At 54.2% G+C, this 22,527-nt stretch carries 25 protein-coding genes and 1 pseudogene; all 26 read right to left on the bottom strand.

Annotation, left to right across the window (positions count from 1 at the left end):
* Positions 1-707: pseudogene (locus VF709_RS23820) on the bottom strand (phage tail protein); the annotation flags it as partial.
* Positions 704-1,330: a hypothetical protein gene (locus VF709_RS23815; protein WP_440232384.1), complete on the bottom strand. Its 627-nt coding sequence runs from the start codon at positions 1,328-1,330 to the stop codon at positions 704-706. The gene VF709_RS23815 and the pseudogene VF709_RS23820, both read right to left, overlap by 4 nt.
* Positions 1,314-2,540: a baseplate J/gp47 family protein gene (locus VF709_RS23810; protein ID WP_440232383.1), complete on the bottom strand. Its 1,227-nt coding sequence runs from the start codon at positions 2,538-2,540 to the stop codon at positions 1,314-1,316. Before VF709_RS23810 ends, VF709_RS23815 begins: the two co-directional genes overlap by 17 nt.
* Entirely contained in the window at positions 2,537-2,869 is a 333-nt protein-coding gene (locus tag VF709_RS23805) for a hypothetical protein (protein WP_440232382.1), read from the bottom strand. The genes VF709_RS23810 and VF709_RS23805 overlap by 4 nt, the downstream gene beginning before the upstream one ends.
* Entirely contained in the window at positions 2,866-3,582 is a 717-nt protein-coding gene (locus VF709_RS23800; protein WP_440232381.1) for a hypothetical protein, read from the bottom strand. The genes VF709_RS23805 and VF709_RS23800 overlap by 4 nt, the downstream gene beginning before the upstream one ends.
* Positions 3,579-4,631 carry a hypothetical protein gene (locus VF709_RS23795; protein WP_440232380.1) on the bottom strand — a complete coding sequence of 351 codons (1,053 nt, stop codon included), beginning with the start codon at positions 4,629-4,631 and terminating at the stop codon, positions 3,579-3,581. The genes VF709_RS23800 and VF709_RS23795 overlap by 4 nt, the downstream gene beginning before the upstream one ends.
* The gene (locus tag VF709_RS23790; protein ID WP_440232379.1) at positions 4,631-4,906 is read right to left on the bottom strand and encodes a phage baseplate plug family protein; all 276 of its coding nucleotides are present in this window, start codon (positions 4,904-4,906) and stop codon (positions 4,631-4,633) included. Before VF709_RS23790 ends, VF709_RS23795 begins: the two co-directional genes overlap by 1 nt.
* Complete coding sequence (locus VF709_RS23785; RefSeq protein WP_440232378.1) at positions 4,903-5,607, bottom strand: hypothetical protein; 705 nt, start codon at positions 5,605-5,607, stop codon at positions 4,903-4,905. The genes VF709_RS23790 and VF709_RS23785 overlap by 4 nt, the downstream gene beginning before the upstream one ends.
* Positions 5,607-7,724 carry a transglycosylase SLT domain-containing protein gene (locus VF709_RS23780; RefSeq protein ID WP_440232377.1) on the bottom strand — a complete coding sequence of 706 codons (2,118 nt, stop codon included), beginning with the start codon at positions 7,722-7,724 and terminating at the stop codon, positions 5,607-5,609. The genes VF709_RS23785 and VF709_RS23780 overlap by 1 nt, the downstream gene beginning before the upstream one ends.
* 123 nt (positions 7,725-7,847) lie before the next feature.
* Complete coding sequence (locus VF709_RS23775; RefSeq protein WP_440232376.1) at positions 7,848-8,435, bottom strand: hypothetical protein; 588 nt, start codon at positions 8,433-8,435, stop codon at positions 7,848-7,850.
* The gene (locus VF709_RS23770; protein WP_440232375.1) at positions 8,435-8,872 is read right to left on the bottom strand and encodes a hypothetical protein; all 438 of its coding nucleotides are present in this window, start codon (positions 8,870-8,872) and stop codon (positions 8,435-8,437) included. Before VF709_RS23770 ends, VF709_RS23775 begins: the two co-directional genes overlap by 1 nt.
* Positions 8,873-8,875: 3 nt before the next feature.
* Positions 8,876-10,270 carry a hypothetical protein gene (locus VF709_RS23765; protein WP_440232374.1) on the bottom strand — a complete coding sequence of 465 codons (1,395 nt, stop codon included), beginning with the start codon at positions 10,268-10,270 and terminating at the stop codon, positions 8,876-8,878.
* A 4-nt stretch (positions 10,271-10,274) separates the two neighbouring features.
* Positions 10,275-11,216: a hypothetical protein gene (locus VF709_RS23760; RefSeq protein WP_440232373.1), complete on the bottom strand. Its 942-nt coding sequence runs from the start codon at positions 11,214-11,216 to the stop codon at positions 10,275-10,277.
* Positions 11,200-11,634, bottom strand: a complete 435-nt coding sequence (locus VF709_RS23755; protein ID WP_440232372.1) for a hypothetical protein — start codon at positions 11,632-11,634, stop codon at positions 11,200-11,202. The genes VF709_RS23760 and VF709_RS23755 overlap by 17 nt, the downstream gene beginning before the upstream one ends.
* A complete protein-coding gene (locus VF709_RS23750; protein ID WP_440232371.1) occupies positions 11,631-12,059 on the bottom strand; it encodes a hypothetical protein in 429 nt (142 codons plus the stop codon). Before VF709_RS23750 ends, VF709_RS23755 begins: the two co-directional genes overlap by 4 nt.
* Positions 12,056-12,538: a hypothetical protein gene (locus VF709_RS23745; RefSeq protein ID WP_440232370.1), complete on the bottom strand. Its 483-nt coding sequence runs from the start codon at positions 12,536-12,538 to the stop codon at positions 12,056-12,058. Before VF709_RS23745 ends, VF709_RS23750 begins: the two co-directional genes overlap by 4 nt.
* 67 nt (positions 12,539-12,605) lie before the next feature.
* Positions 12,606-13,637, bottom strand: a complete 1,032-nt coding sequence (locus VF709_RS23740) for a DUF2184 domain-containing protein (RefSeq protein ID WP_440232369.1) — start codon at positions 13,635-13,637, stop codon at positions 12,606-12,608.
* 16 nt (positions 13,638-13,653) lie between these two features.
* Entirely contained in the window at positions 13,654-14,514 is an 861-nt protein-coding gene (locus VF709_RS23735; RefSeq protein WP_440232368.1) for a hypothetical protein, read from the bottom strand.
* Between the two features lie 15 nt (positions 14,515-14,529).
* Positions 14,530-16,146, bottom strand: a complete 1,617-nt coding sequence (locus VF709_RS23730) for an NUDIX hydrolase (RefSeq protein WP_440232367.1) — start codon at positions 16,144-16,146, stop codon at positions 14,530-14,532.
* 3 nt (positions 16,147-16,149) lie between these two features.
* On the bottom strand, positions 16,150-16,983 hold the full coding sequence (locus VF709_RS23725; protein WP_440232366.1) for a hypothetical protein: 834 nt from the start codon (positions 16,981-16,983) through the stop codon (positions 16,150-16,152).
* A complete protein-coding gene (locus tag VF709_RS23720; protein ID WP_440232365.1) occupies positions 16,980-18,407 on the bottom strand; it encodes an anti-CBASS protein Acb1 family protein in 1,428 nt (475 codons plus the stop codon). Before VF709_RS23720 ends, VF709_RS23725 begins: the two co-directional genes overlap by 4 nt.
* Before the next feature lie 11 nt (positions 18,408-18,418).
* Complete coding sequence (locus VF709_RS23715; protein ID WP_440232364.1) at positions 18,419-19,690, bottom strand: hypothetical protein; 1,272 nt, start codon at positions 19,688-19,690, stop codon at positions 18,419-18,421.
* Between the two features lie 239 nt (positions 19,691-19,929).
* On the bottom strand, positions 19,930-20,502 hold the full coding sequence (locus tag VF709_RS23710) for a transposase (RefSeq protein WP_440232363.1): 573 nt from the start codon (positions 20,500-20,502) through the stop codon (positions 19,930-19,932).
* A gap of 284 nt (positions 20,503-20,786) precedes the next feature.
* Entirely contained in the window at positions 20,787-21,791 is a 1,005-nt protein-coding gene (locus VF709_RS23705; RefSeq protein WP_440232362.1) for a tyrosine-type recombinase/integrase, read from the bottom strand.
* A 43-nt stretch (positions 21,792-21,834) separates the two neighbouring features.
* A complete protein-coding gene (locus tag VF709_RS23700) occupies positions 21,835-22,071 on the bottom strand; it encodes a hypothetical protein (RefSeq protein WP_440232361.1) in 237 nt (78 codons plus the stop codon).
* A gap of 2 nt (positions 22,072-22,073) precedes the next feature.
* A partial coding sequence (locus tag VF709_RS23695) for a hypothetical protein (RefSeq protein ID WP_440232360.1) occupies positions 22,074-22,527 on the bottom strand: 454 nt, incomplete at its 5' end.

The raw sequence follows: 22,527 nt of genomic DNA, 5'->3' as shown, positions 1-22,527 counted from the left end.
GAGGTGACGAGATTCGCGAACGCTGCCGTACCCAGCCCCGCGTAAATCGCGCCCGGATTCGATACGCTAAAGAATGTCTTTGTGGCGTCCAGCAGGCACACCAGCGCTACATCCTTCAGGATATCGTTAGCCACCAGCTCGGCTTTATTCCCTTTATACAGAGGGAATGTGCCCAGAACCTTATCGCCCATAACCAATTGTAGGGTACTGGCCCCGGTATTGTTCTGCGTGGGGTAAACGACGATCGGAGACCTCAGTACCCAGTCAGTGGATCCGTTAACAAAGTACGTCGCCGGAAGGTCTATCGTCAGTGCGTTCTCGGTGCCCCCCGCCACGGCTGAGGTGTAGTGCCCGCTCTGCAGGTGTTCAATCTGCACAAACTGGTTCTCTGAGCCGCGTGTCGCAAAGTTCGCGATAACATCCTTCAGAACCCACCCTTTCGCGTCAGTGCCTTCCTGACCGCGTACCACCGTTATAACATCCCCATCAACGGCTGTCAGATGACATACCTCAAAGGCGGTCTCTTTCGCATCTGTCAGCGTGACTTTGGCGTAGGTTTTCAGCACGTTTGAGCTGTTTTCATAATCGTAGCTGAGCAGCTCGGCAAATTTTGCCCCTGTGCCAGGCATTACCTGGATCGTCGTCTGGCTCGCCGTGATATCGGCAGCAAGAGACGAAACTACGTTGTTTCCGAATCCTGTAATCATTGTTCAGTCACCGTAACGGTAAAAGTGTAAATAAACGGAAGCTTCACCAGATGCTGGGTTATCGCATCCCTGAGGAAATAGCCGACACCATCACCATAGTCCGGAATGGTGACAGAAAAAACGCCCTTATCGGGCGTCACGCTAATGTCAAAGGTATGTTGTAACGGTGGGTCCGTACCGTTATCTCCGTGGATAAACCTCGCCAGCCGTCGTTTAAGCCAGTCGATACAGAAGTGCGAACCGTCACCCTTGTAAAAATTCCAGGTCAGGATCCTCTTGAAATAATCGTCAGGCACGTAGGAGGCCGAACCGGGTACATAGCTTTTCAGTCCCGCGTACGGGATAGCGTTGTACTCGATGGTGTTGTATGCCCCGCGAGCGATCGCATCTTCAGATATCTGGAGCATCGGCCGCGTTTCTCCGTAAAGACCCAGCGCCACCCAGTCGAGTAAATCGCCCGTCACGCTCGGCGAAGTCCAGCATGGCAGATCCAGTGCATTCAGATAATCCAGCGCCTGTTGCGCCAGCTGGTTATATGACTGAAACAGGGCAGCGATATTAGGGTCGTCGTTATACTGCGTGTAGGGATAGGCCGGAATGATATTTTCAATCAGCGCTGGCATATTGTTGAACCCGAATTTGTGCGGCGGAAGTGGAGAAATAAGCATACGTGTCACCATAGACCAGGCTTGAACCTGCATCCGGCGGTTTAACAGAGCCGTTAATATCAATTTCAATGTTGATCATCGAAACGAGTTGCGGGGCCACCAGCCCCGACACTGATTTCAGGAAAATATCCTGAATCTCAAAAATGTTGACAGGCATACCAACCGCAATCGCATTCACGTAGTCCGCAATGTTTTGCTGCACTGCGTTCGCTATTCCGTCCGGATCAACATAAGTCAGGGACCTGGTATCCCAGGTGATGAACACGATCACGTTCTGAGATGAAGGGACGACGAAGGGCACCGGATATACATCGGGGTAGACCATGACAGAAACGGTCTTCTTTTCAACCGGTGCGCCGGAGGGATTCGACACGTCATTTGTCAGTATCGAGATATCCGGTACCGCTTTATAGATGGCGTAGGCCACCTCAAACGGATCACCACCTCCCACCACTGCCACCCACTGGCCGAGCGAAGCCTGCCGGTATGAAATCAGGTTCGGCTGTACACCCTCCACCTCCTGCAGCGAAGCGCGCAGACAGTCAGGCGTTCCCTGTACACCGAACATACCCGCCTGCAGAACCTGCGCCCGGTATGACGTGAAGTCCTGCTCCGGAGCACCGGGAAGACCCGCCGTACGGTTAGTGCAGGTCAGATTGTAAGTATCCGGCACGGAGGTCTTTATCTGATTGACTGACCCTGCGGGTACCGCCCATGAACCTTCATTCGTCGCCAGACAATAAACCGGTTCGGTTTGACCACTTGCGGGTATCATCGTGTCACGCTGCACCGTATAGAGATAGCTGTTATCCCCGACGGTAAAACCCTTAGGAATAGCAAAACCCGGCGGGCCGCTAAAAACTACGTAAACCGACGTGTTGCTCCCCTGCCCTCTGGGAACGCCATAAATCGCGCCCAGCTGCGCCAGCAGATGTACGTTCGCTGCATAAGGGCTGCACGAGTTAATCAGGTCAACGCGCGCCTGATCGCAAACCACCAGAGCCCCTACGCTGGTGCTGACCATGTCTTCAATCAGTGAACCGGGTAAATCGGTGGTGATGCCAGGTGAAAGCGCTGTGGCGGTATCAACCACCAGTTGTCTGAGCTCATCTGTTGTTCTTGGAACCGGACCTGCAATATCGTAGTTAACGGGTAAATCACTCATACATTCACCTGGGCGATAATTTTGGAGCCAGAGTTAGTTATGGCTGAAATGGTATAAACCGGCGGATCAACGCTCGTCAGCGCAATCTGGAGAGAGGAAAAATAGCGACTGAATTGCTGCTGCAGCCGGTTCACATAAAAAGTCGGCAAAATCTGCTGTATTACCGAACCATTGGCCGGGATGCCGTTATTTGCAAAAAAGGGTGATTCCTGCGGTGCGAGCTTCAGATTCTGCACAAGCGTCGTCAGATACACCGAATCGTTAAAACCATTTCCGTCGGTGACGACAACTGCCCACTTCCCGTTGCTGTCGCGGCCGTATGTCCTCATTCTGTGATACTCCCGTTAAATTCAGACGTCGGGCCGCCAGTGTTATTACCGTCGTGGCCGTTGCTGTGCTGATGTGAATTGAGCCAGGTAACCAGCTTCTGCCAGCCCTCGTGCATGATGTGCGGGCTGGTACTGGCCGTATCATCCTGCAGAGTGCCGCTCTGGCCGCTCAGCGACCACTGCCCCTCGGTCAGGGTCAACACCGTACCACCGACCGTCACCTTAAATGTCTTCGGTGTGACTATGGTGATGCTCTCCGGCGTCAGTAAAAACGTGGTTTTGGCCTGTGCGTCACGAAGTGTCACCCCCTCCGGGCCGTACATCGTGAGCACCTGGTCATCGACCGCCTCCCACTCGGTATTACTGATGGGCAGGAACGACAATGCGCTGAGGTTTGCCGGTGGCGTCAGGTCGGCTATGCCGCCGCCAAGACCGCTTACACCGCCAAGATAGGTATGCGCAGGGATCACAATCCCTTTGTCTCCCGGTTGCATCGGATAGCGGATATATTCCGGGCCAAAAAGAGGGATCGTCACCTGCGGCAACGTCCAGGGTATATCACGCAGCAGAAACGACACGGTTATCATGTTGCCAGCACGTTTCACAACCGACGCTGGAAGCACCTTCCCGGCAACCTGCAACGCATCAGCAATTTTTTGCGCGGCAAAGCTGTGCATGTTGCCGCCAAAGCTCATTTTCTTATCAATGCTCATGACGTCGGTTTCTCCGGATCTTGTCGGGGGTCAGGGTGAGCCTCCAGCACCGTTACCCAGCTGTTACCGTCAGGGTGCCTGCTGTTGCCCAACAGACGAACGGAAGAGACAAGGAAACGTCCCGTAAAGGCGGAGTCATTGCGAAACTGCGAATACGAGGAGGCCTGAATCATCGGGCTTGAACTATCGGGCATCAGGATATAGTCGCCGACCTGAATATCTGCCCGCATCACGCAGATGACCGACACGGTGCCAAATTTTACCCATGTCGGTTGAGCAGCGAGATCGGAAAAACGCAGCTTTTTCGGATTCGCACGCCGCTCCTGTGCATCCTTGTCCGAATGGTGGTCAAAGTCATTATCGAAAACCCGGATCTCGTTACCGTTGACCATGGCGATTTCGACACCGGAGTAATCACTATCCCTGATAATACTTTTGCTGAAGATATTAAGATCGCGGGCAAGCGACGTTAAATTTCCGCAAAACCACGGGCGCTCATAGTTATTCACCAGAAGATCGCTGACGCTTATTGAGAATTTGTACCCGCCGCCGAGCATGCGGAAACAGTCAAACAACGCATCAGCTAACTTCCTACCTTTTTCCCAGGGGAGCGTCAGGCTTACGGGTGCTAATGGTGCCGGATCTGTGGGGGAAACCGGGCCCGCCGTCACAATCAGGTCCATACGCAGCTCTGTTCCCTGCCAGTTCCCCACCACCTGCCAGACCACCCCACGCATAACGAGGCCGTGATTTCCGAGCGTGGCCAGCGGCAGGCCGGGGGACATTCCGGCATATACCTCAATGTTCATACCGAACATGTTTTGCCTGGCCTGCTGCATCTCCTGCGGGCTGACGCCCCATATTGATACTCGGCTTTCACCCTTTGGCGTGGACTCACCAAAGCGCTGAATATCAAGCTCAATCATTAGCGCGCCGGGATTGTTCACGCCGTTTATCTGGCTGGAGTAGCGTCGGAATATTTTTCTGGGGTCATTATCGGGAGGCGGGTATACGGTGGGGTAGAAAACCTGAATATCGTAATATCGCATCAGGTTATAACCTCCATCTGACTCGTGGCGTATCGCCACACCATTTTCGTTTTATCAAAAGCGCCCACCAGCAGGTTAATGTCGTAGCCAACCGGAGAGGTCACTGCCGGAACAGTAAGGATCCGGCTTCCTGAGTTGTCCGTTATCTCGAGATACCACCGCTGTGCGGCGAGATTCCATTTCATCTGGCAACGGTAGACCATGCCATCAAGGACAGGAGAAAAGACCATGCTGGTCTGCTCGTTACCGGAAAAGGGATAAAGAATTGTGCTCATTGACCGAATTTCCCGATTAGTCCGTTAACAGCATTGCCGATACCGCTGGCGAGGTCGGTATTACCCAGCGCAGAAATGGTGTTCGTCCAGGCCGTATGGGTGACCTTGTCGCCGTTCCCAATCTTGCTCAGGAAGTTGTTCACTGCCCCTCCTGCCTCATTTTCGCTGACAAGCGGTTTTTCGAAGTCCCACAGCCACTGGCGCTGCGGCACAGGATCGCTGGAGCCGGAGACGTCACGAACCGTTCTGAGTATGCAACTGGTGTAGATGATTGCCGGAGTGGCGACAACATAGGTGCCACCAAGATTGGCATGCGCCTGCAGCACAGCCTGCAACGCGGTAAGCGTTACAAGCTTGGTCATGGCACCGGTATTGTCATTCAGCGGCGCATCCATCAGCATCGGAATGCGAAGCGGCTGAGCCAGCAATGCATTCGCGGCCACAGACTGATTGGCAAACGTATAGCGACCAATATCGTAGTCGACCAACGTCCCGCCCGGAGCGGCCCGCCAGTGGCAAAAGTATTTATCCAGGTCAGTCAGGTTGATAGCGCCTTCCAGAAGGCCAGTAACGTAGCTGGCGCTCTGAGTCAGCGCAACGATGGGTAGCATCCCGCCGGGGATAGCCTGAGCGACACCACCGCAAAGGATTACCGGAGAGATTTCAAAGCCGAGCTTGTAGAGTTCGCGGGTAAACGCCATTAACCGAACCCTCCCAGTTGCGTACTGGATACCACGGCATTACCACCGGTATTGTTATGAATGACGATCGCCTGTGCGCCACCGTGTTTATGCTGGTCAACAACCTGTTGCAGCAAACGGTGGGTTTCTTTCGCGTCCATGCCCGAACTCCCCCCACTGGTGGGAGGTTGAGAGCTTTGAAAAGTGCCGGGCATATCCGTGCCGTAGTATTTTTTATATGCATCATGCACTCTGCCCGCATACCTCCGGTTCTCTCCGTTGTTTTGATTCTTTCCACCGTTGTACCAGCGCAGCATCGCATCTACGTCGTCGCCACCAGACATTCTTCTGGCCCAATCCATCACTCTCGCCCCCGCCATGATGTTATCGCGAGGGTCTTTTGGATTTTCACCAGGTTTGAAGTTTTCCAGCTTAACCTGCATCAGCCCTGTCGCGCCTTTAGTACTGGTAGCGTTAGCATCCCATGCTGATTCAGCTCCGGCGACAGCCTTCAAAAGTCGGGGATCAAAGTGATATTTTTTCCCTGCCTCAGCAAAATATGCGTCATAGTCAGAAGGTGCAGTTCCCGTCGTTCGGTAAAGTGCGCGGCCAATATCTTTCGTAAACTTCCCGACACGAGGATCCTCAAGACCACCAGGAACATAACTCTTACCGGTTTTGGGATCGGTTACGGGCTTGTCGCCAAGAATAGATGATGAGCCTTTAAGAAAATCGGACATACTCATGTCTCCGCTGAGCAGCTTCGCCAGCCTTTCCACACCCTTCATGAAGTGTTCAATATCCTGCTCAAATTCAGGCGAAGACAAATACGTTCCGAATCGCCTGATAGCATCAGCGGCATCATCAATCCAGTGTCCAAGGGTTGGGGATTCAAGAAATGACTGGATTGCCTGAGCCACGGAGTCAGACAATTTTTCGAGTGAAGGTGTTAGCGGCCCTAACCCCTTGATAAAGGCGTTCTCAATACTGACCTTGCTGCGGTCGAGCTGAACATTGAATTCCTGCCACTGCTTGAGCTGCTGGTCGCTTAGCTGCAGCTTCTGCGCGTCTTTATCGGCCTGCTTCGCCATCGCGTCGATTTCGGCGTCGCTCATCTTCTTAAAGCGATTGAGGTCGTCGAGAGAAAAGAAGTTGGTCAGCCCGTAGGCTTCGGCCCCCTGCTGCGTGCTGCCGTTGCGCACAAAGATATCGCGTGCTGCCTTAATCATCTTCGGTAACAGCTTTGCCGGATCCTGGTCAGGGTTACCTACGCCCATTGCCTGAAACTGCCAGCGCTTGCTCAGGTCAAGCTGTGCGTCACGAATAGCCCCGAGTGTCCCGACCGGATTGCCCAGCGCGGTCTGGTAGTTGACTGCACTCGCGTTAAGCCCTCCCGCCGTGGTACCAATCCCCATTGCGGTAAAGCGCTGAGCTCCTGCATCCCTCGCCAGATGGCTCAGCCCCCACAGGCTTCCGACACCAGCAAGACCGGAGAACATACCCAGCACGCCGCCCCACGTCAGGAGGCTGCTGGTTGCATCCTTAATGTTGGTAGCCAGTGATTTCGAGTCCTTCCTGGCTTTGTTGAGATTTTTCTCTGCCTTGCCCGTTTCTTTATTAAATTTCTGCGCGGCTTTTGCGGATTTGTCAGTGTTCTCCGTTACCTCTCCTGCACCTTCCGCTGAGGCTTTAAAGAATCGCCCAACGGCGGCACGGGCCCTCGCAAGTCGCCCCTCTGCTTTCACTGCTTTATCGGTGTTATCTGCCAGCACTTTTGCTGCGTCAGCAGCATCCGTGGTGCTTTCTGCCACCTCAGCCGCACTGTCAGCCGATGCTTTGATAAACCGTCCGGAGGCGTCACGAGACCGCGCAAGCTGGTTTTCCGCTTTTACGGCTTCCCCGGTATTCTCCGCCAGCTCTTTCGTGGCCTCAGCAGCGTCTTCAGTGTTTTCGGCAATCGCCTCGGTCGTTTCAGCAGATTTTTTCGTCTCCCGTGCAACCGCCTCGGCCCCCTGGGTAATCCCCTGCCATGCGGCAGGGATATCACCAATTGCTTTTTGAAATTCAGCGAATTTTTCCAGGAAGTTCTGGAATTTCTCGTCATGAATATCGATATCAATAACGGATTTAGCTGCCATTGAAATACCCTTTACGCCTTATTTCTTCAATGATGAAGCGCTGCCGGTAATGGTTCGGGCTTTTATAGTCGCCAATGTCCAGCTCCCGGCATAGCTCACTGAACCCCTCACCGGAAGCCCAGGTCAGGAGGGTATGTATGACAGTTCCGGCGGGGTTTCCTGGATTGGGGTATCGGTATCCATCTTCGACTTCGGTAAAGAATCGCGATACGCCGTAGCGTTCAATGAGACGAGTTGTCCACTGTACATATCGAGAGATTTGCCCACGGTCCCGTTCATCAGTTCCGCTTTCTGAATAGCAGAGCTCACCATAAAAAAAACAATCTCGCCTTCGACATCCCGGTATTCTTCCGCCGAGATGATGTCCTGCTGAATGGCTGCCTCCAGAGACACAGGCTTCCAGACACCTTTGTCGTTCCAGATAACGGTTGTCAGGCGCTGGATCTCATCGACGAGGGTCGGCATACCTGGTGTCAGGCTCCCGGCCTCCTGCTTCGATTTGATCGCGTTTCGCAGCATCATCGCCGCGACACGCGGAGCGCCAAGGTAACCCACCATTGAGAAGAAGTTATTAAACAGGTTCCCCAGCAGGATGCAGTTCTGCTCAACGATTTCGTAAGGGAATGGTACGACGTGCAGGTAAACAAGAGAGCCATCATCTCGCGTGATGGTACTGACGAAATTCAAATTTTTATCAATTTTCACAGGCATTACTCCCACATTTTATCGTTGACGACCATGTAGCCGGAGATGGTCACGACATAACCCGCATCCATACCGTTCATCTGGATCTCGTTAAAATTCACCAGGAAGCAATTCAGCAGCGTGGAGCTGCCGAACGTCGTGGCATCCGGCGTCACCACCACTTCACCCAGCGCGGTATCAGTGGCGAAACGCTTCTGATAGCTGGCGGCAAGGCCCTGTGTTTTGAGAAGGTGAACCGTCAGCGTGACCTGCTGATAAGGCACCATGCTGCCAATAGTCCCGGTCAGCGTCTGGATAATGTCGGTGGCTGCAGTGTCAGGGCGCAGGCTGATCCCGTCTTTACCGAGAAACGAAGCGGTAACGTTAAGCGCAGGACTGTCGGTAATGCTCACTGCGCCCCTGACGCGGTTCAGGAACCCCTGCGGGGTTAATGGATTTGACATGAATTACGCCCCTACAAAATTGGTTACGTTGAGATTAAACGTGATGGATTCAAAGCCGCGCTTCGGCGTAATGGCGGCGCTAAGACCGCTATATTTTCCATCAGCGTAATCGGAAGGATTAAGCCTGGTATAGTTCGCGAACGGTACCGCGTTGATGACCGCACTGCCCGCATAAGTGCCCTTCTCGTATGCCTCGTTGAAATCGGACTGCGCAAGCTGTACATCCACCACAGGCCCGAGGATCAGACCGTAGCTGATACCGGAACGCAGGGTTTTCAGCGCACGCCGCTGAAGGCGATCAATACCCGGCTGTTCGTAGTACAGCGGGTTAACGGTGGTGTTCGAGCCGTTGATGACCTCGTTCGCAAGGTCAATTTCCAGATTGAGCGCAGACCAGGCCACCGAATACCAGTAATTAAAGGGCATACCGTCGAGCATATGACCGGCCACCAGCATTTTATTGCTCAGACCTCCTTCGGCCGCCGTGCCGATATAATTGATGCTGTTGTCCTGCAGCGTTTTCAGCAGCGTGCCGTTACCTGCTGGCGGGTACTCTGTCACGCCGTACATGAACCGGTATGCCATCGGCGGTACCATGTTGGACGACCCCGGATCGTTAGCCAGGGACGACTGAAACGGGGCCGCCATGGAAAACTCTGTCGCGCCAATCGCCGGAGCCTCTACGCCTGCAAACACGTTCGGATATTTTCCCGAAACCCATGCTTCGTAGGTTGCAATCGTCGTGGTGACGAAGAATTTCACCAGGGAGCCCGGCGACGTGTAATTGTTCGCCAGCGTCTTAAAGGTGGTTTCTGTATCCCATTCACGTGGGACCAGATAAGAGAAAAACTTCTGGTAGGTGTTGCCCAGAGAAATATCTTCATCAATGAAGTCGCTCAGCGCCGCAACGGCAGCAGGAACGCTCAATTCCCCCAGTTCCAGAACGTATACCGCCCGGCTGGTTCCCTGCGCCCAGTACGTGGTATTCATCTGCTGGATTTCACCCGCAGCGACGGCGGTAACGGTCCCCATTGTGGTAGCCGTACCCGGATCAGCGCTCAGCGTGTAGGTCAGGGTTTTGTCACCGGTCACGGTTGCTGTAAATGCCCCGTTGTAGCCTTTCGGTGCAACGCCGTCGATAACAACGGGAACCTTATCGCCATCGCTCCAGCCGGGCGACTCGGACAGCGTAACGGTGACGGTATTGGTTGCCCATGCAATGGCTGAGATTGCTTTAGCCGGGGATACAAGCGATTTCAGATCGTCTTTTGAGGTCAGCAGCTGAAAGCTGCCGGGTGTTAACGTCGTGCCGCCGGTAGAGACCATCGCCCCGGATTTAAGCAGGTTCGACGGCTTTGGCGGGTTCGTCACCGACACATTAATATTAACAATTGCCATTACATTATTTCTCCACGTAAATGGACGGAATTGCAGACGTGATCAGCTTACGGGCGACGTTTCTCATCCGCTGCTGGTAGTAATTAACTTTGAATTTGACCTTTTTCCGCATGGCGATGATGTTCAGCTCGTTCTGCGTCACGCGCTCATCCTGCACCACGGGAATATTCATCACACCCATCTCGGCCTGCTCACTGAGCGTGTATTGCTGGACATATAACAAAAAATCCTCAACGGCAGCATTTCGCAGCCCCGTCACGGTGATCGTCACGTCCTCCGAAACCAGCTGGTACTGGTTTTGCTTATCATCGAGATAAAAGGCACCGGCCACCGGGATCGGTTCGCCGCATTTCACCGTGGCGTAGGGCGGCGCAAGGTTCTGCACGGAGAGCATTGCCGGGTACATCGGCATGAAGTCGCTCAGCGTGAGCCAAATCGGTAACGAGTTGGAAACCACCACATCTGCGAGATCAATGTCATCGGGCGAATCGACTATCTGGGAAAGCATGTGGGGGTAAATCGCGTTCCCGGTGTAATGGTAGATATTCGCCGGCTCGTTCAGTCCGGAACGTCGGGAAAAGGCGAACCGGATACCGTAAAATTCACCGATGTACAGCACCTCTGCGCCGATATCGTTGAACGGGTCAATATCAGACTGCGCGGTGAACGTGACCACGTTCTTATCGTAGAGCTGCTCTTCGTCCTGGATGCTTTCCGTCGTCAGATGCAGGTAGCCTTTGACGGTTCTGGTATCCGGCTCACTGTCCGGATCATCGGACAGAATGGACGCCTTCACCCAGAAGATAAAACCATCCAGCGGCAGAACCTTTCTGATGTACTTCGTGAAGGTGACCACCTGAAAGCGGCTCAGGTCGTCAAGGCCCTGCGTCAGCGTAGCGTTAAGCTCGGTTTTTGCAGTCTGCTGTAACTCACTCAGGGAAGGCATTTAACACCCCGCTCACCCAGGCGCGCATCGCGGCCTGATAGGTTCCGGTATCAATGAATGACGGGCGCGGCGGCCCTTTTTTGTTCTTGAATCGTCTGGAAATCCCCTCCAGCGCGCGCCGCGTAGGAACGCCAGGCAATCCGTTCATTTCGGTGTTGTCGAGGAAGGCGACAAACAGGTAATGGATCCTGGACATCGACTCTGCGAGAGGGTCTTTGGCTGGCGGCGCGCCGGCCATCATGTTTTCCAGCGACGCAGACATGTCATTTGCCATCAGGTCAGCGATGTCGTTGCCGTACCTGTCAAAAAACGTCTGCATGATCTGGTACTTTTCCTCCAGATACCCGGCGACATCTCCTGTCGTGGTGTTTTCGTCCTCGTAGGGAATGTCAATAACACCGAGATGAAAGGTGATCATGACACCCCCCACAGACTGCCAAACTGCTGGGCAATCATCAGGTAGCGGCGTCCCCACGGGTCCTGTAACATCTGCAGGTCAGCCAGTGACAGGTCTTTGAAAAAGTCAGGCACCAGGCGCTGAGCGCTGGTTGAGTTATCCCCGGCCCCGGTAATCACGCCAGCCTTGAAATTATTCAGGCCATACTTTTCCCTGAAATCAGCAAATACCGATTCGGTGCCGTAGTTAACCAGGAAAGACGCGCCCAGGTTGTACACGGCAACGGCGTACAGGTTTGGTGTGACGCACGCAATATCAGGGTTTACCCATTCAACCGCGCCGCCATACGCCAGGGTGAAAGACGGCGAGTCGTCGGGAACCTGCGCGGCGGTCACGCCCATGTCAGTTCGAACGAATTCGATGAATCCCGACAGGCTCGTTGTCATTTTTTCTTACTCCCTGCTCTTTGAGTCGCAATTGTTTCGTTGACTTCTTCAATATCGTCATTGTCATCACGGGACTTGGCCTGCTCCACGCTGACTTCCATCTCACCGGAATAGCCGGTACCACTGTCACGCAGCGCACTATCCAGAGCTGCTACGGATGCCTGGCGGCGACCGTGGGCTCCACGGGTAAGGTGAATATCGTTATCGCGAATTGCTTTTTCGATTACCGACGCTGACACAGGCTTGTTCAGGCTGTAGCACAGGCCGACGAACGCCTGGCTCTGGTCGATTTTGGTCGAGTCAACCAGTCCGTAAACCTGGTGATGCTGCACCACTGCATCAACTTCTTCAGTTGAGCCATCCAGCACCATCATCTGATCGCCGTGGTTAATCGGGATCTGAATAAGGCGGCCGGTCTCGAGCTTGCGATAGGCGAAAATCTGGCGCTGTTTGGTGGTGTTAGCGATATAGAGTTTCATTGGTTACCCTCGTAAAAAAGCCCCTGCTGAGTTTCCCCGGCAGAGGCTTAACCACTTCAAGAATGGATCAGGCGCTGTACGCCATGGACAGGATGGTGATGGCTTCCGGACGAACGGCCCAGCCTGCGGTAGAGCGTAGTTCGGAGAGCACATCGATAGCGCCACCAGCGATCGGCGTCGGGATTTCACGCGGCGCGGCCATGTCGGTAAACATCAGCGCGTTCGCGGCGAGAGACGGGGTCAGCCTGGCGAATTCGTTGGTGTTCACCGTCGAGTTGACCATCGGCACTTCTACCTCAGGGATGGTGATTACCACCGCGTCGGTACCGCCAGCACCAGCGCCGATAAGAGTATCGTCATACACCCAGTCAACCTGGACGTTTGCGCCTTTCAGCACTTCTTTCACCGTGCCGCCGACGGTATCAGTACCACCGCCAGGACGCTGGTAAGAAGTCAGCTGAACGATCTGCTGAATCTCCATGGCACCGAGGACGCGCTGCGGCCCGAGGATGACGACACGCTGCTGGCGACCCAGCTGCATGGTGCGGGTCAGTCCTGCCTGAACATGACCCAGCAGGTAAACCGCCATCTGTCCGTGATCGTAGGTCAGAACGGTGGTGTTGCCGCTGCTGTCCGGAGGCAGGGACTCGGTAGTCGCGCCAGCGGTGTTCAGCAGGCCTTCGCCGCCAGCAGGGTTCATGCCGTACAGCAAGGCAGAACGCAACTGCTGGAAAATCCCCTGACGCATGCCCAGGCGCTGGGCCTCCGGCAGTGCAAAGTTCCAGTTACCGGCAGCGGCCATGTCATGGTGATCGTAGATACCACGGCAGCGGAACAGATATGTTGGGGTGGAAATCATCTTCGCATCCAGCGCCACGCTCGGCAGCTGGTTACCGTTACCGGACTGGCTGGAAGTGGTCTGGGTGCGTATGTCCAGGCGGCGCATGTAAACGTACTGGTCACCTACGCCGAGACGGACTTGAGGATTACCGCTGGCGATGGTTTCAAACGCACCTGACGCCTGCTGGTAACCAATGATCATCTCCGGCGCGATATACGACGGATTGACGATGGTGTAGCTGGGGGTAATTGCAGCCATTTAATTCAGCTCCCGATTAAAGTAAGACCAGCGCGCAGCTGTCGGTGTTGTTCCAGGTCAGGAAACCCGTCGCGCTGTCATAGCTGACAGTCTTGGAGTTGCCTGATTCGATGGCGATCACTTTTACCGGCAGCGTGATGTCGGAAAGCGTAACTGCGCCGATGGTGCCCTGCGTGGTTGCTGCGCCACCTGGTGCGGTCGCCGGGGCGTAAGTGAAGGTGGTTGCGTTCACTACTGACAGCACGGACACGGTTCCGTTGTAAGCTGCAGGCGCTACGCCACTGATTTTCACGTACTGGCCAGCAGTCAGGCCATGAGCTGACTCGGTTATGGCTGTTGCCACGCCAGAGTCGTAGGTCACAGCAGTTGTCGCGATATCAGCACCGGTGAAACCAGCCGCCGCCGCGGTGGTGATCTGGTTGTTCACGAAATCCCAGGCCAGCGGTGTTTTCACTGAAGCGCCAGTGGTACCCAGCGCAACAACCTGCGCAGATGCTTTCAGCGGAACGCGCATGTTAGAGCCCAGACGGTAGTACGAAACGCTCATGCCGGAGGTGTACAGCGGAACCGGAGACTGTGGCGTGGTCAGGCCGTTGTGCGCCTGATTGAAGACGGTAAAGCCTTCCAGCTCGGCAACAGACACCGCGCGGCGGATAAACGAACCGCGAGGGCTTGAGCTGGTACCAGGAAGAAGCTCGGCGACGGGCAGCCCACCCCACAGAGGTTTGGTTTCGGTTGGTGCCACTGTGCCAGCAGCCAGATTAAAGCGGTTCGCAGGGTCATCCAGCGCCACGCCCTGAATATAACCGTCAGACTGCACACCGAAAGAACCCAGCGCGTTCGTGGTTGCCATCGGGTTAAGAGATAAGTTAGCCATGCTTGAGAGCTCCCGTTAAGCCTGGTTGTTGAAACTGGTGACCTGACGCTTGCCGGACTGGAACGGAGCCCAGGTGGCAGCAGGATCGCCTTCGAAGGTGCTGATCTGGCGACCAGTTGCATCAGCGCGTTTAATTTCACGCAGCATGCCAGGCCCAACAGACAGGCTTGCCGATTTCTGCGCGTCGGCGTAGATCGTCTTCTCGGCCACACTCAGCAGGGCTGAGTCAGCGATGGAGGACAGGTCGACGGTTTTGAAGTCAGGCGAATGCTCCTGAAGCTGAATCATCAGGCGGCGGCGATATGCCAGCGGTTTTTCACCAGACAGCGGCACCGGCGCGCGCTTTCCAAAGCAGGAGAACACGCTATCTGCCTTCACCTGAGCATCGGCGACTTCGTTACGCTCTTCATCGCTCAACTCGGTTGGGATGCGGGAGCGCAGGTCGGCGATTTCCTGGCGCAGCTGAGAGTCAGCTTTTTCTTTCGCCATACGTTCAGCCTCTTCCGCGTCGGCCTTCTCTTTAGCTTCGGCGTCTGCTTTTTCCTTCGCGGCTTTCTCTTCCGCGTCAGCTTTGGCTTTCGCCTCTTCGGCCTCTTTTGCCTCAGCATCAGCCTTTTCTTTCCTGGCTGCTTCTTCGGCATCGGCCTTGGCTTTGGCGTCTTTTTCTTCGTCAGCCTTAGCCATGCGTGCGTCAATCGCCTTATTGATTAGCGCTACGATTTTTTCCTCGTCCATCTTTTCAGCCTCGTTTGGAATGGAATCAGATTTAACACCAGTAGGGGCAAGGAGCTTGTCCCATACGCCCTGTTCACAAATTGCAACGTGGTCGAGCAGCTCAGGGGATGGCTCCACCAGTAGAGGCTGACCGTCGATCTCAATGATTGAATCGGGAACCTCAACAAACTTGACGGTTGGTGAGGTGCTTAACTGCCTGGTTGCCATGATTTCGGCAGCCTCGGCGTCATATACGCGTGCAATTGCCCACACCTCACCATTGTCAGCAACCCAACTGTTTGTCAGGGTGCCAATAACGCGTTTTGCGAACTCATTGCTATCAAGCGTATTTTTCTCCGGGTGCAGCCATATGAGCGGTAGCCCGGCAACTCGCTGGAGAAACTCTGGGGTGAGATAGTCATCCGGGTTACGGAAGGCCATCTGTTGATCTGCGGAGCGCCAGGTAACCCCCGTTCCGGTCACCCGGATGGCGAACATCCACATGTTGATAAAGAATTGCGGGCTGCTTAGTGTCCCGTCAGCGATGAGCGCGGCCACTTCGGTTTCATTGAGCGCCTGCTGCGCCAGCATCTCAGCGAAGGGCTGATGAAGCGGCCTGGGCAGATCGTCAATGTGGAACCATCCTGCGGCCAGCGACTCGTCGTTAAGTTTCGCCTCGAACCTCTCCGGCACTTCGGCGCGAAAGGTAAGATAATCGCCGTAAACGCTGTGCGGGGTCAGCGGGCCATCGTACTGATAACCCACCTCTTCCAGCACTTCGCGGCGCGCGGCATCAATAGCCAGTTCTCCCGGCTCTACCTTGCCGCCGGGCTGACACCACGTGCCATCATCAGAGCGCTGTATCAGGAAGACGAACTTACCCTGACGGAACATTATCCCGCTGCCAAAAATAGCCACGTATTAATGCTCCTGTGCTGCTTTCTTCATCGACTCCATGAACTTCTGCCCCTTCTGGGTCAGCATGTATTCTGGAATGCTTCGGAGGTTGTAGATGTAGGTCACGTAGCACTGACAAAAAACCTCTTCGCCAGGCTGCGTGATTTCATCGAGATAACCGGCAGGGCCGGCCTTCACGTACCCGTTTTTTTGCGCCCAGTTCCCGCGAATCAGGTAATAAAGCTGATCGCGTTCCTTGTGGTCCTCCCGGAAGTCATAACCCGCCCGACGCCAGTGGCTGTGCCATATCGCTGCAATCGCGTTGTTGCTCGTTGCGATCACGTTGTCGATGTTGGCTATCAGCTTATGGTTCTGGTCGATCATCACCCGGCGCGCTTCATAGTCCACCTTCTCGGCGGCCTTCTGAATGTGCCCTGCCGTCTCCCGCATTGTTCCCTGAATGCCAGTCAGCGCAATACTGTCGGCAGAGGGAATGCTGCTGGCCCAGCCGCTAAACCGCGACAACGTGGTATCGATGGCTTTTTTACGGTTGAGCTTGATAAGGTCGGCGCTGGCGAGGATCCGCCTGTCGAGCTCTGTCCTCAGCTGTGGCTCAAGGTAGTTGAGCGTAAACCGGGAAATGCCCTGGTGGCGCTTCAGCGCGCCAGCTCGCCCCACCTGCAGGTCGTATGCTTTCGTCAGATTGCGGGTGACCATCGCCATGTAGTCATCGGCGGTTTCGCTTTCGGCGGCCTGGCGGATAATCGCCTGCCAGCGTTCCAGTTCTTCACGGGACGAATAGCCGTTGCGGAGAAAGAACTTCACCGCTTCTCTCACTGTTCTGGTGAAAGTGTTCATAGCATCATCCCGCCGCCAGGCTCTTCAGCTTTTGGCGGCTCCGGCGGTGGGTTGTCTTTCAGCGAGTCGTAATCGAGGTTAAGCCGCTGAGGGAAGAGACTCTCGTTGGCGTTGGCGTTTTCACACGCCCACTCGATAAGCGTCGCGCGGTTCTCCGGGTCTGCCGTTAGCTGCGGCAGCACCGTTTCCAGCATACTGACGATGGCCTTAAAGCGCGTTTCGTCGACCTTCACCTTCTCGCTTTCCGGCTCTTTCAGAGAGGACGGCCAGCGATATTCGAAGTTGTTTATCCAGCTGGCGAAATACACGCTGTAGGTGTTTTTCAGCTCCGGGAAGTCGGCGCGCAGAGACTGGAAGAACTCAATGCTCCATGCTCGGTACTGGCAAACGCGGATGAAGAACGCGTACAGCTGGTCCAGCCACTCGCGAATGTTGTCGATGTACACTGCAACGGCGCGGGCATCTTCAGTGCCTTCACCGAAGCCCTGGGCGAACGTCTCAGAGTTGAGGATGATCGCCGGCATGTCGGCGGCGGCGGCCACGTTCTCCAGGATGTGCTTACGCGCAGAGTCGAGAGGCTTTTCCAGGTTGCTCAGGTCGATTGACTCGATGTTGTCGAGTTCGCCGATCTGCAGGACCTCTCCCGTCTTCCCGCGCTTAAGCATCATGCGCTTAATGCCGCTGAGCTTCTGCATCATGTTGTTGACGACAGAGCTTGGCCCCTTGATTTTCGTCACCAGCAGACCACCTTTCACCGCAACCATGTCGTCGGTTCGCATGGTCTGGATGAAAGACTTCAGCGGGTAGAGCGCGCGCTGGTAGACGCTACGACCGGTGAAGCCGAACGCCGCCGGGTTGTACGCGAGATAAATCGGGTCCTCATTCTGCACGACGACGCAGCGCGATTTGTGATACTGCTTGCCCGCCACCCGGATACCGTCAACTTTCTGGAAGTCCTGGGCATTCGGATCCTGATTGAGCACGATGCTGCCAGCGGTGTTCAGCGGGTCGAGAATGTTAAAGCTGACGTTGTGCTTGTACAGCGTACGGTAGTCCAGCGATTCATTCGGCTCCTGGTTATCCACCAGCATTGCAATCGCTGACACACCGTAAATTCGGGCGATGCGCGCGGCGTTAGCGATGTGCTGGTTAGCACCCATCGCTTTCCACTCGCGCTCAAAAGCATCACGCAGGCGCTGCTCAAGGCCAAATGATTGTGTCACATGCACAGTACGCGGCTCGTTCATCGCCATTTTAATCGGACGATCCACCATCTTGCCGCCCAGCGGGTGGTAGAGGTAAATCGTTTTGCAGGTCTGGTAGCCAGCCGGGGAGCCTGGCTTGATGTCATCACTGTCCAGCAATGCCATCAACTCTGAGTGAGAGCAGCTGCCGAGTTCGAGTTCGAAATCGTCTTCGTTCATTGGTTTTCTCGTCAGAAGCCGTCACCGTTACCAAGACCGAGGGCGACGCCGTAGTTGAAACAATCGAACAGGTCATCAGCCTGGTCTTTTTCGCCGATGATGAACTGGAGAACCTGAGTCAGAAGATGGTTTTTCTTCGAATCCTTGTACTCGGTGATTTTGTCAAAGGCATATTTAGAAATTCGTACCTTCCCGCTGGCGACGTACCCGGAAATGTTGATAGCTCGTTCCTCTTTCCCGAGCGCCGTCATAGCGCTGTCGATAGGTTGAACATTCCAGCCCTCGTTCGCCCCCTGTTGAAGCAACGTGGTGCCGGTGGACTTGTCTTCGATGTAAAGCCCCAGCGTGCCAAAGCGCGCAAGGCAAATCTCACTGAGGTGCTTTGAGCGAGCTATCCATTGCGGAATGATTTTTTGCAGGAAGTAGCCGTCTATCTGGATAATGTCCCAATCCAGAATCACCAGATGAGGCTCGGGGATATTGTTCAACGCAAACCAGATCACCGCCGAGCCGTCGTTGGCAATACCGCCCTTCTGTGCGCAATCGACAACGCCGTACACCGTATCGCAACCAACCGGATAATCGACAGGCGCGCCGTTCTCCAGTAGCCAGTCCAGCTTGAAGAAGTTCTGCCCGCGCCAGTCTACAAACTCGGCGTTGTATTCCTGCTGAACAACCATAGGGGGCTTACCGGCAGTGATTCTTGCCAGCGCCTCAGGATTGAGCGTCGGATTGGCTGAGGTCGGCGTATGGTGCTCTTCCCAGCCCAGCGACTTATCGTTACAGGCCTGATAAAAGAAATTTTCGTCATCAACGCCTTTTGGCGTACCGGCCATGATGGCATCGCCGTCATAGTCGAGCAGCGTCGGCTCAATAGCCTGTTCCCAGATATCACGCATCCCCTTCTTAACGAGACTGCCCTCGTCGATGATGATTTTGTGATATTTACGGGAGCGTCCGGCATCCGGGTTGTCCAGCGTCCAGAACTCAACGTGTCCCCCACCGATAAGCTCAATGATCATGTCTGTCTTGCTGGCGCTGACGGTTATCGGCTTCAGCAGGTCACGTATGGCTTTATAAGACGGCAGAAGGATTTTGTACGATGGCGCAAACCAGCCTACGCGCATTTGCTGTGCCGACCAGTTACCCGCGCACTGCTCCAGCATCGTTGTTTTGCCGAATCGACGACCAGCGCGGATAACCTTTCGTTTTGCCGGTGAGCGGTAAATCTTTTTCTGCCCGCCATGGAAGGGCAGAAACTCAATAACGTGTTCAGTCGCCATTGATTTTCTTTCCCCGAAATGAGCACAGACGTAACCTGTTAAATTTGTTAAATATCGCTTCGATTTAACATAATGGTCCTTACACGCACCGTCAAAAGGGGACTCATTATGGTAAATGCATGAAAGGCTTATTTCAGGCGCTTAACTTCCCGAAACCTCATGAATAAAACGTGCATAAACGAGGGGTAAAAGTGAATAGCCTGTTTTTGCTCTGAAAGGCTTGTTTTTGGCACTTTTCCTTATTCGGCGTCCGGCGAGTTGACCAGTTTGATCACCACCTCTGGTTTATCTCCGTCACCACCGCCCCTGGTCTTTTGCGCCTCAAGCTCAAGCTTTAAGGTATGCGGAACATCAAGCCCTTCGGTCTCAAGCAAAAGCGTGGCCTGAAGGGCGGTATATTCACCGTCCACAAACTTATGGATGATGGTGCGGCGGAGGTCATCCCGCTTTTCGGCTTCCGGATCGCTGAAAGTCTCCCGGAGGCCCAGCTTTGCAAATGCGGCCAGGTCGTTATGGCTCGGAAGAACGTCCTCGGTGATGATCTTCCCGTCTTCGGTCTCTTTGGTGACCGTCCGGCGCTTCCTCACATCAAGGCTCTTTCGGGCCGTGTTGTTTATCTTCTCAGCAAGCTGGCGGTGGGCCTCTGTAAATGCTTCGTCGAATGCCGGGTATTCTTTCCGCCAGTTTCTTATCGTCTTCTCGTCAACTTTGAGCCTCTTCGCAACCATCGAGTTGCTGATCTTGTTGCGCGAGAGAGCCATGTCGATGACCGTCTCCCTGTCTGACGGTTTGTATTTCCGGCGCGATGCCATACCTTCCTCCAGTTGCAACCCCAGGCGATGGCGGTAAATGACCTCCCTCAAAGGTGAAAATTAACAGGTTGTATATTTTTTATTCGAAAGGCCAAAAGTCCGAATTCCGCTCGGACGAAACCTCGGAACTTCCGAGGGGCTAAGCCAGTGCCGGCAAGCTCCGAAGGCACTTTGAAAAAAACTCGGAATTTCGACGTTTTTGCCAAAACTGCGATTTCATGCTCTCAGGCCGTGAAGAATGGGGAGATAGTGGATCGCTATACCATTTCCATTGTGTGGATAACTCAGTCCAGATCCATATCAACCGACTCATTAAAGAGATGCCCGTACACATCGATGGTGATCCTGATACTCGAATGACCAATCAGGCGAGAAATCTTCATAATATCCACCCCTTTTTCGGCCAGGCGAGAAACTGCAAAATGCCGGAGGTGATGGAAGCATCTGATATCGAAAGCCTGCAGTGATTTGTACAGCGCTCCCTGAGTCCCGTAACAGGTAGATAACGGTCCTCCGGTAAATTGATTGGCCACCAGCGGATGTGTCGTACCGATACGGGATTTATCGAGCAAATCAAAGAGCTCGCGGGGCATTCTGACCCGGCGTTCGACACCTCGCTTCAGACCATCACAGATAACGCCGTCTACCACATGGCGCCGGACGTGTATCCAGTCCTCAGAGACATCAGAGTAGGTCACGGCAAGCACTTCACCAATTCGCAAGCCGCAGATGCCCAGCCAGCAGGCGATACGTTCGCGAAGAGGCGCGGTATCCAGCAGCTGCCTGACCGTCGCTTTTGATGGAATGGTGATAGGCTTGCGTTTCCTCTTCACGGCCTTTTTGACCGGATTAAAACTGATAAGCTGTTTTTCCAGCAAAAGAAAAAATGCAGAGCGAACCCAGCGATGACAACCCGGGCGAACGGATTGGGAAATATCATAATGGGTAATATTTAAAATATTACTTTTCAGAATATCACCTTCTATTGCCAGAATGTCCTGACGGCATTTTTTATAACTGGATAGCCGAATCTGATTTTTCTCAACTTTAGAAAACTGATAACCGAGGAAAAACATTAACAGCTTCTGAAAATTCCATGAGTTATCGATACCGGTCCAGCTGGCAGTTCGACAATCCAGCTCGATATTCTGTTTTTGCCAGAAAAGATGTGCGGCATCATCAATATTCTTAAAAATGCGGCGGCGGCCATGCCCGGTATTTTCATCCAGCCAGTGAACGTAATAACGCGTGTTTCCATTGCTATCAGTTGAGTTTTTTATTGATGCCATAAATATATACCCTCTGATAAGCAGATTTAGCCCGCCGGTATGGTTACGTCACAATCAGGGTGCACTGCCCTGAATTCGCAGCCGCCCTTGCATAGGTGGATTCTGTGACACGAACAGGGTCACCACCGCGTAATGGATGGCCCCACGTCTGTTCTGGCGGAGGTGCTGAATCACCGGCTACGATCACGCCTGTACCCGATACGCACTCCACCAGTTTACTGGTCGTGTCCGCGCTAATCTGGGTCCAGGTCTGGTTAAGAACAATTCTTTGAGATGACATGCTTACCCCGTTATTCCGAGAAGCGTTTTCACCGCAGCGGCATCCTGGCAGGCCAGTACCTGAGCGCCGAAAGGCGTAATGGTGCTGATGTCTACCGAGCTGCTACCCATATAAATTTTGTAGTCAGGATGGAAAAGCACGGCCTTGCTGTTACCATCCACCGTCAGCGCATTAATGAGGTTCCCCGTATCATCTCGGACGCTAATCGCGATCTGGCCGTAATTGTCCACGGTGCCGGTTGCCTTGATGGCGACATCAATCACCCCGTCATCCTCGCCAAAATAAAACGCGATAACGTTGGCATCCGTCTGTTCAACGGACTTGAGCGTCAGCTGGTGATTAAGCTGAAGTTTTCCGTCCAGTACCTGGTCACCGCTGGAACCCAGCGCCGATATCAGCGCAAGCAGTGTCTGCACATCGACCGTCAACAAAATGTCTTTGCCGAGGTCCGTTGCG

It is taken from the genome of Enterobacter sp. Lyrl_3, assembly GCF_051948675.1.
Lineage (GTDB): Bacteria > Pseudomonadota > Gammaproteobacteria > Enterobacterales > Enterobacteriaceae > Enterobacter > Enterobacter cloacae.
This window is presented reverse-complemented; position numbering and strand designations above follow the sequence as displayed.

Bases quoted from the DNA above. Each gene is read 5' to 3' on its own strand.
- VF709_RS23735 (WP_440232368.1), bottom strand. From the start codon at position 14,514: ATGGCTAACTTATCTCTTAACCCGATGGCAACCACGAACGCGCTGGGT.
- VF709_RS23725 (WP_440232366.1), bottom strand. From the start codon at position 16,983: ATGAACACTTTCACCAGAACAGTGAGAGAAGCGGTGAAGTTCTTTCTC.
- VF709_RS23745 (WP_440232370.1), bottom strand. From the start codon at position 12,538: ATGAAACTCTATATCGCTAACACCACCAAACAGCGCCAGATTTTCGCC.
- VF709_RS23705 (WP_440232362.1), bottom strand. From the start codon at position 21,791: ATGGCATCAATAAAAAACTCAACTGATAGCAATGGAAACACGCGTTAT.
- VF709_RS23795 (WP_440232380.1), bottom strand. From the start codon at position 4,631: ATGCGATATTACGATATTCAGGTTTTCTACCCCACCGTATACCCGCCT.
- VF709_RS23750 (WP_440232371.1), bottom strand. From the start codon at position 12,059: ATGACAACGAGCCTGTCGGGATTCATCGAATTCGTTCGAACTGACATG.
- VF709_RS23790 (WP_440232379.1), bottom strand. From the start codon at position 4,906: ATGAGCACAATTCTTTATCCCTTTTCCGGTAACGAGCAGACCAGCATG.
- VF709_RS23775 (WP_440232376.1), bottom strand. From the start codon at position 8,435: ATGCCTGTGAAAATTGATAAAAATTTGAATTTCGTCAGTACCATCACG.
- VF709_RS23780 (WP_440232377.1), bottom strand. From the start codon at position 7,724: ATGGCAGCTAAATCCGTTATTGATATCGATATTCATGACGAGAAATTC.
- VF709_RS23740 (WP_440232369.1), bottom strand. From the start codon at position 13,637: ATGGCTGCAATTACCCCCAGCTACACCATCGTCAATCCGTCGTATATC.
- VF709_RS23715 (WP_440232364.1), bottom strand. From the start codon at position 19,690: ATGGCGACTGAACACGTTATTGAGTTTCTGCCCTTCCATGGCGGGCAG.
- VF709_RS23810 (WP_440232383.1), bottom strand. From the start codon at position 2,540: ATGAGTGATTTACCCGTTAACTACGATATTGCAGGTCCGGTTCCAAGA.
- VF709_RS23700 (WP_440232361.1), bottom strand. From the start codon at position 22,071: ATGTCATCTCAAAGAATTGTTCTTAACCAGACCTGGACCCAGATTAGC.
- VF709_RS23760 (WP_440232373.1), bottom strand. From the start codon at position 11,216: ATGCCTTCCCTGAGTGAGTTACAGCAGACTGCAAAAACCGAGCTTAAC.
- VF709_RS23720 (WP_440232365.1), bottom strand. From the start codon at position 18,407: ATGAACGAAGACGATTTCGAACTCGAACTCGGCAGCTGCTCTCACTCA.
- VF709_RS23805 (WP_440232382.1), bottom strand. From the start codon at position 2,869: ATGAGGACATACGGCCGCGACAGCAACGGGAAGTGGGCAGTTGTCGTC.
- VF709_RS23815 (WP_440232384.1), bottom strand. From the start codon at position 1,330: ATGCCAGCGCTGATTGAAAATATCATTCCGGCCTATCCCTACACGCAG.
- VF709_RS23785 (WP_440232378.1), bottom strand. From the start codon at position 5,607: ATGGCGTTTACCCGCGAACTCTACAAGCTCGGCTTTGAAATCTCTCCG.
- VF709_RS23755 (WP_440232372.1), bottom strand. From the start codon at position 11,634: ATGATCACCTTTCATCTCGGTGTTATTGACATTCCCTACGAGGACGAA.
- VF709_RS23770 (WP_440232375.1), bottom strand. From the start codon at position 8,872: ATGTCAAATCCATTAACCCCGCAGGGGTTCCTGAACCGCGTCAGGGGC.
- VF709_RS23800 (WP_440232381.1), bottom strand. From the start codon at position 3,582: ATGAGCATTGATAAGAAAATGAGCTTTGGCGGCAACATGCACAGCTTT.
- VF709_RS23710 (WP_440232363.1), bottom strand. From the start codon at position 20,502: ATGGCATCGCGCCGGAAATACAAACCGTCAGACAGGGAGACGGTCATC.
- VF709_RS23765 (WP_440232374.1), bottom strand. From the start codon at position 10,270: ATGGCAATTGTTAATATTAATGTGTCGGTGACGAACCCGCCAAAGCCG.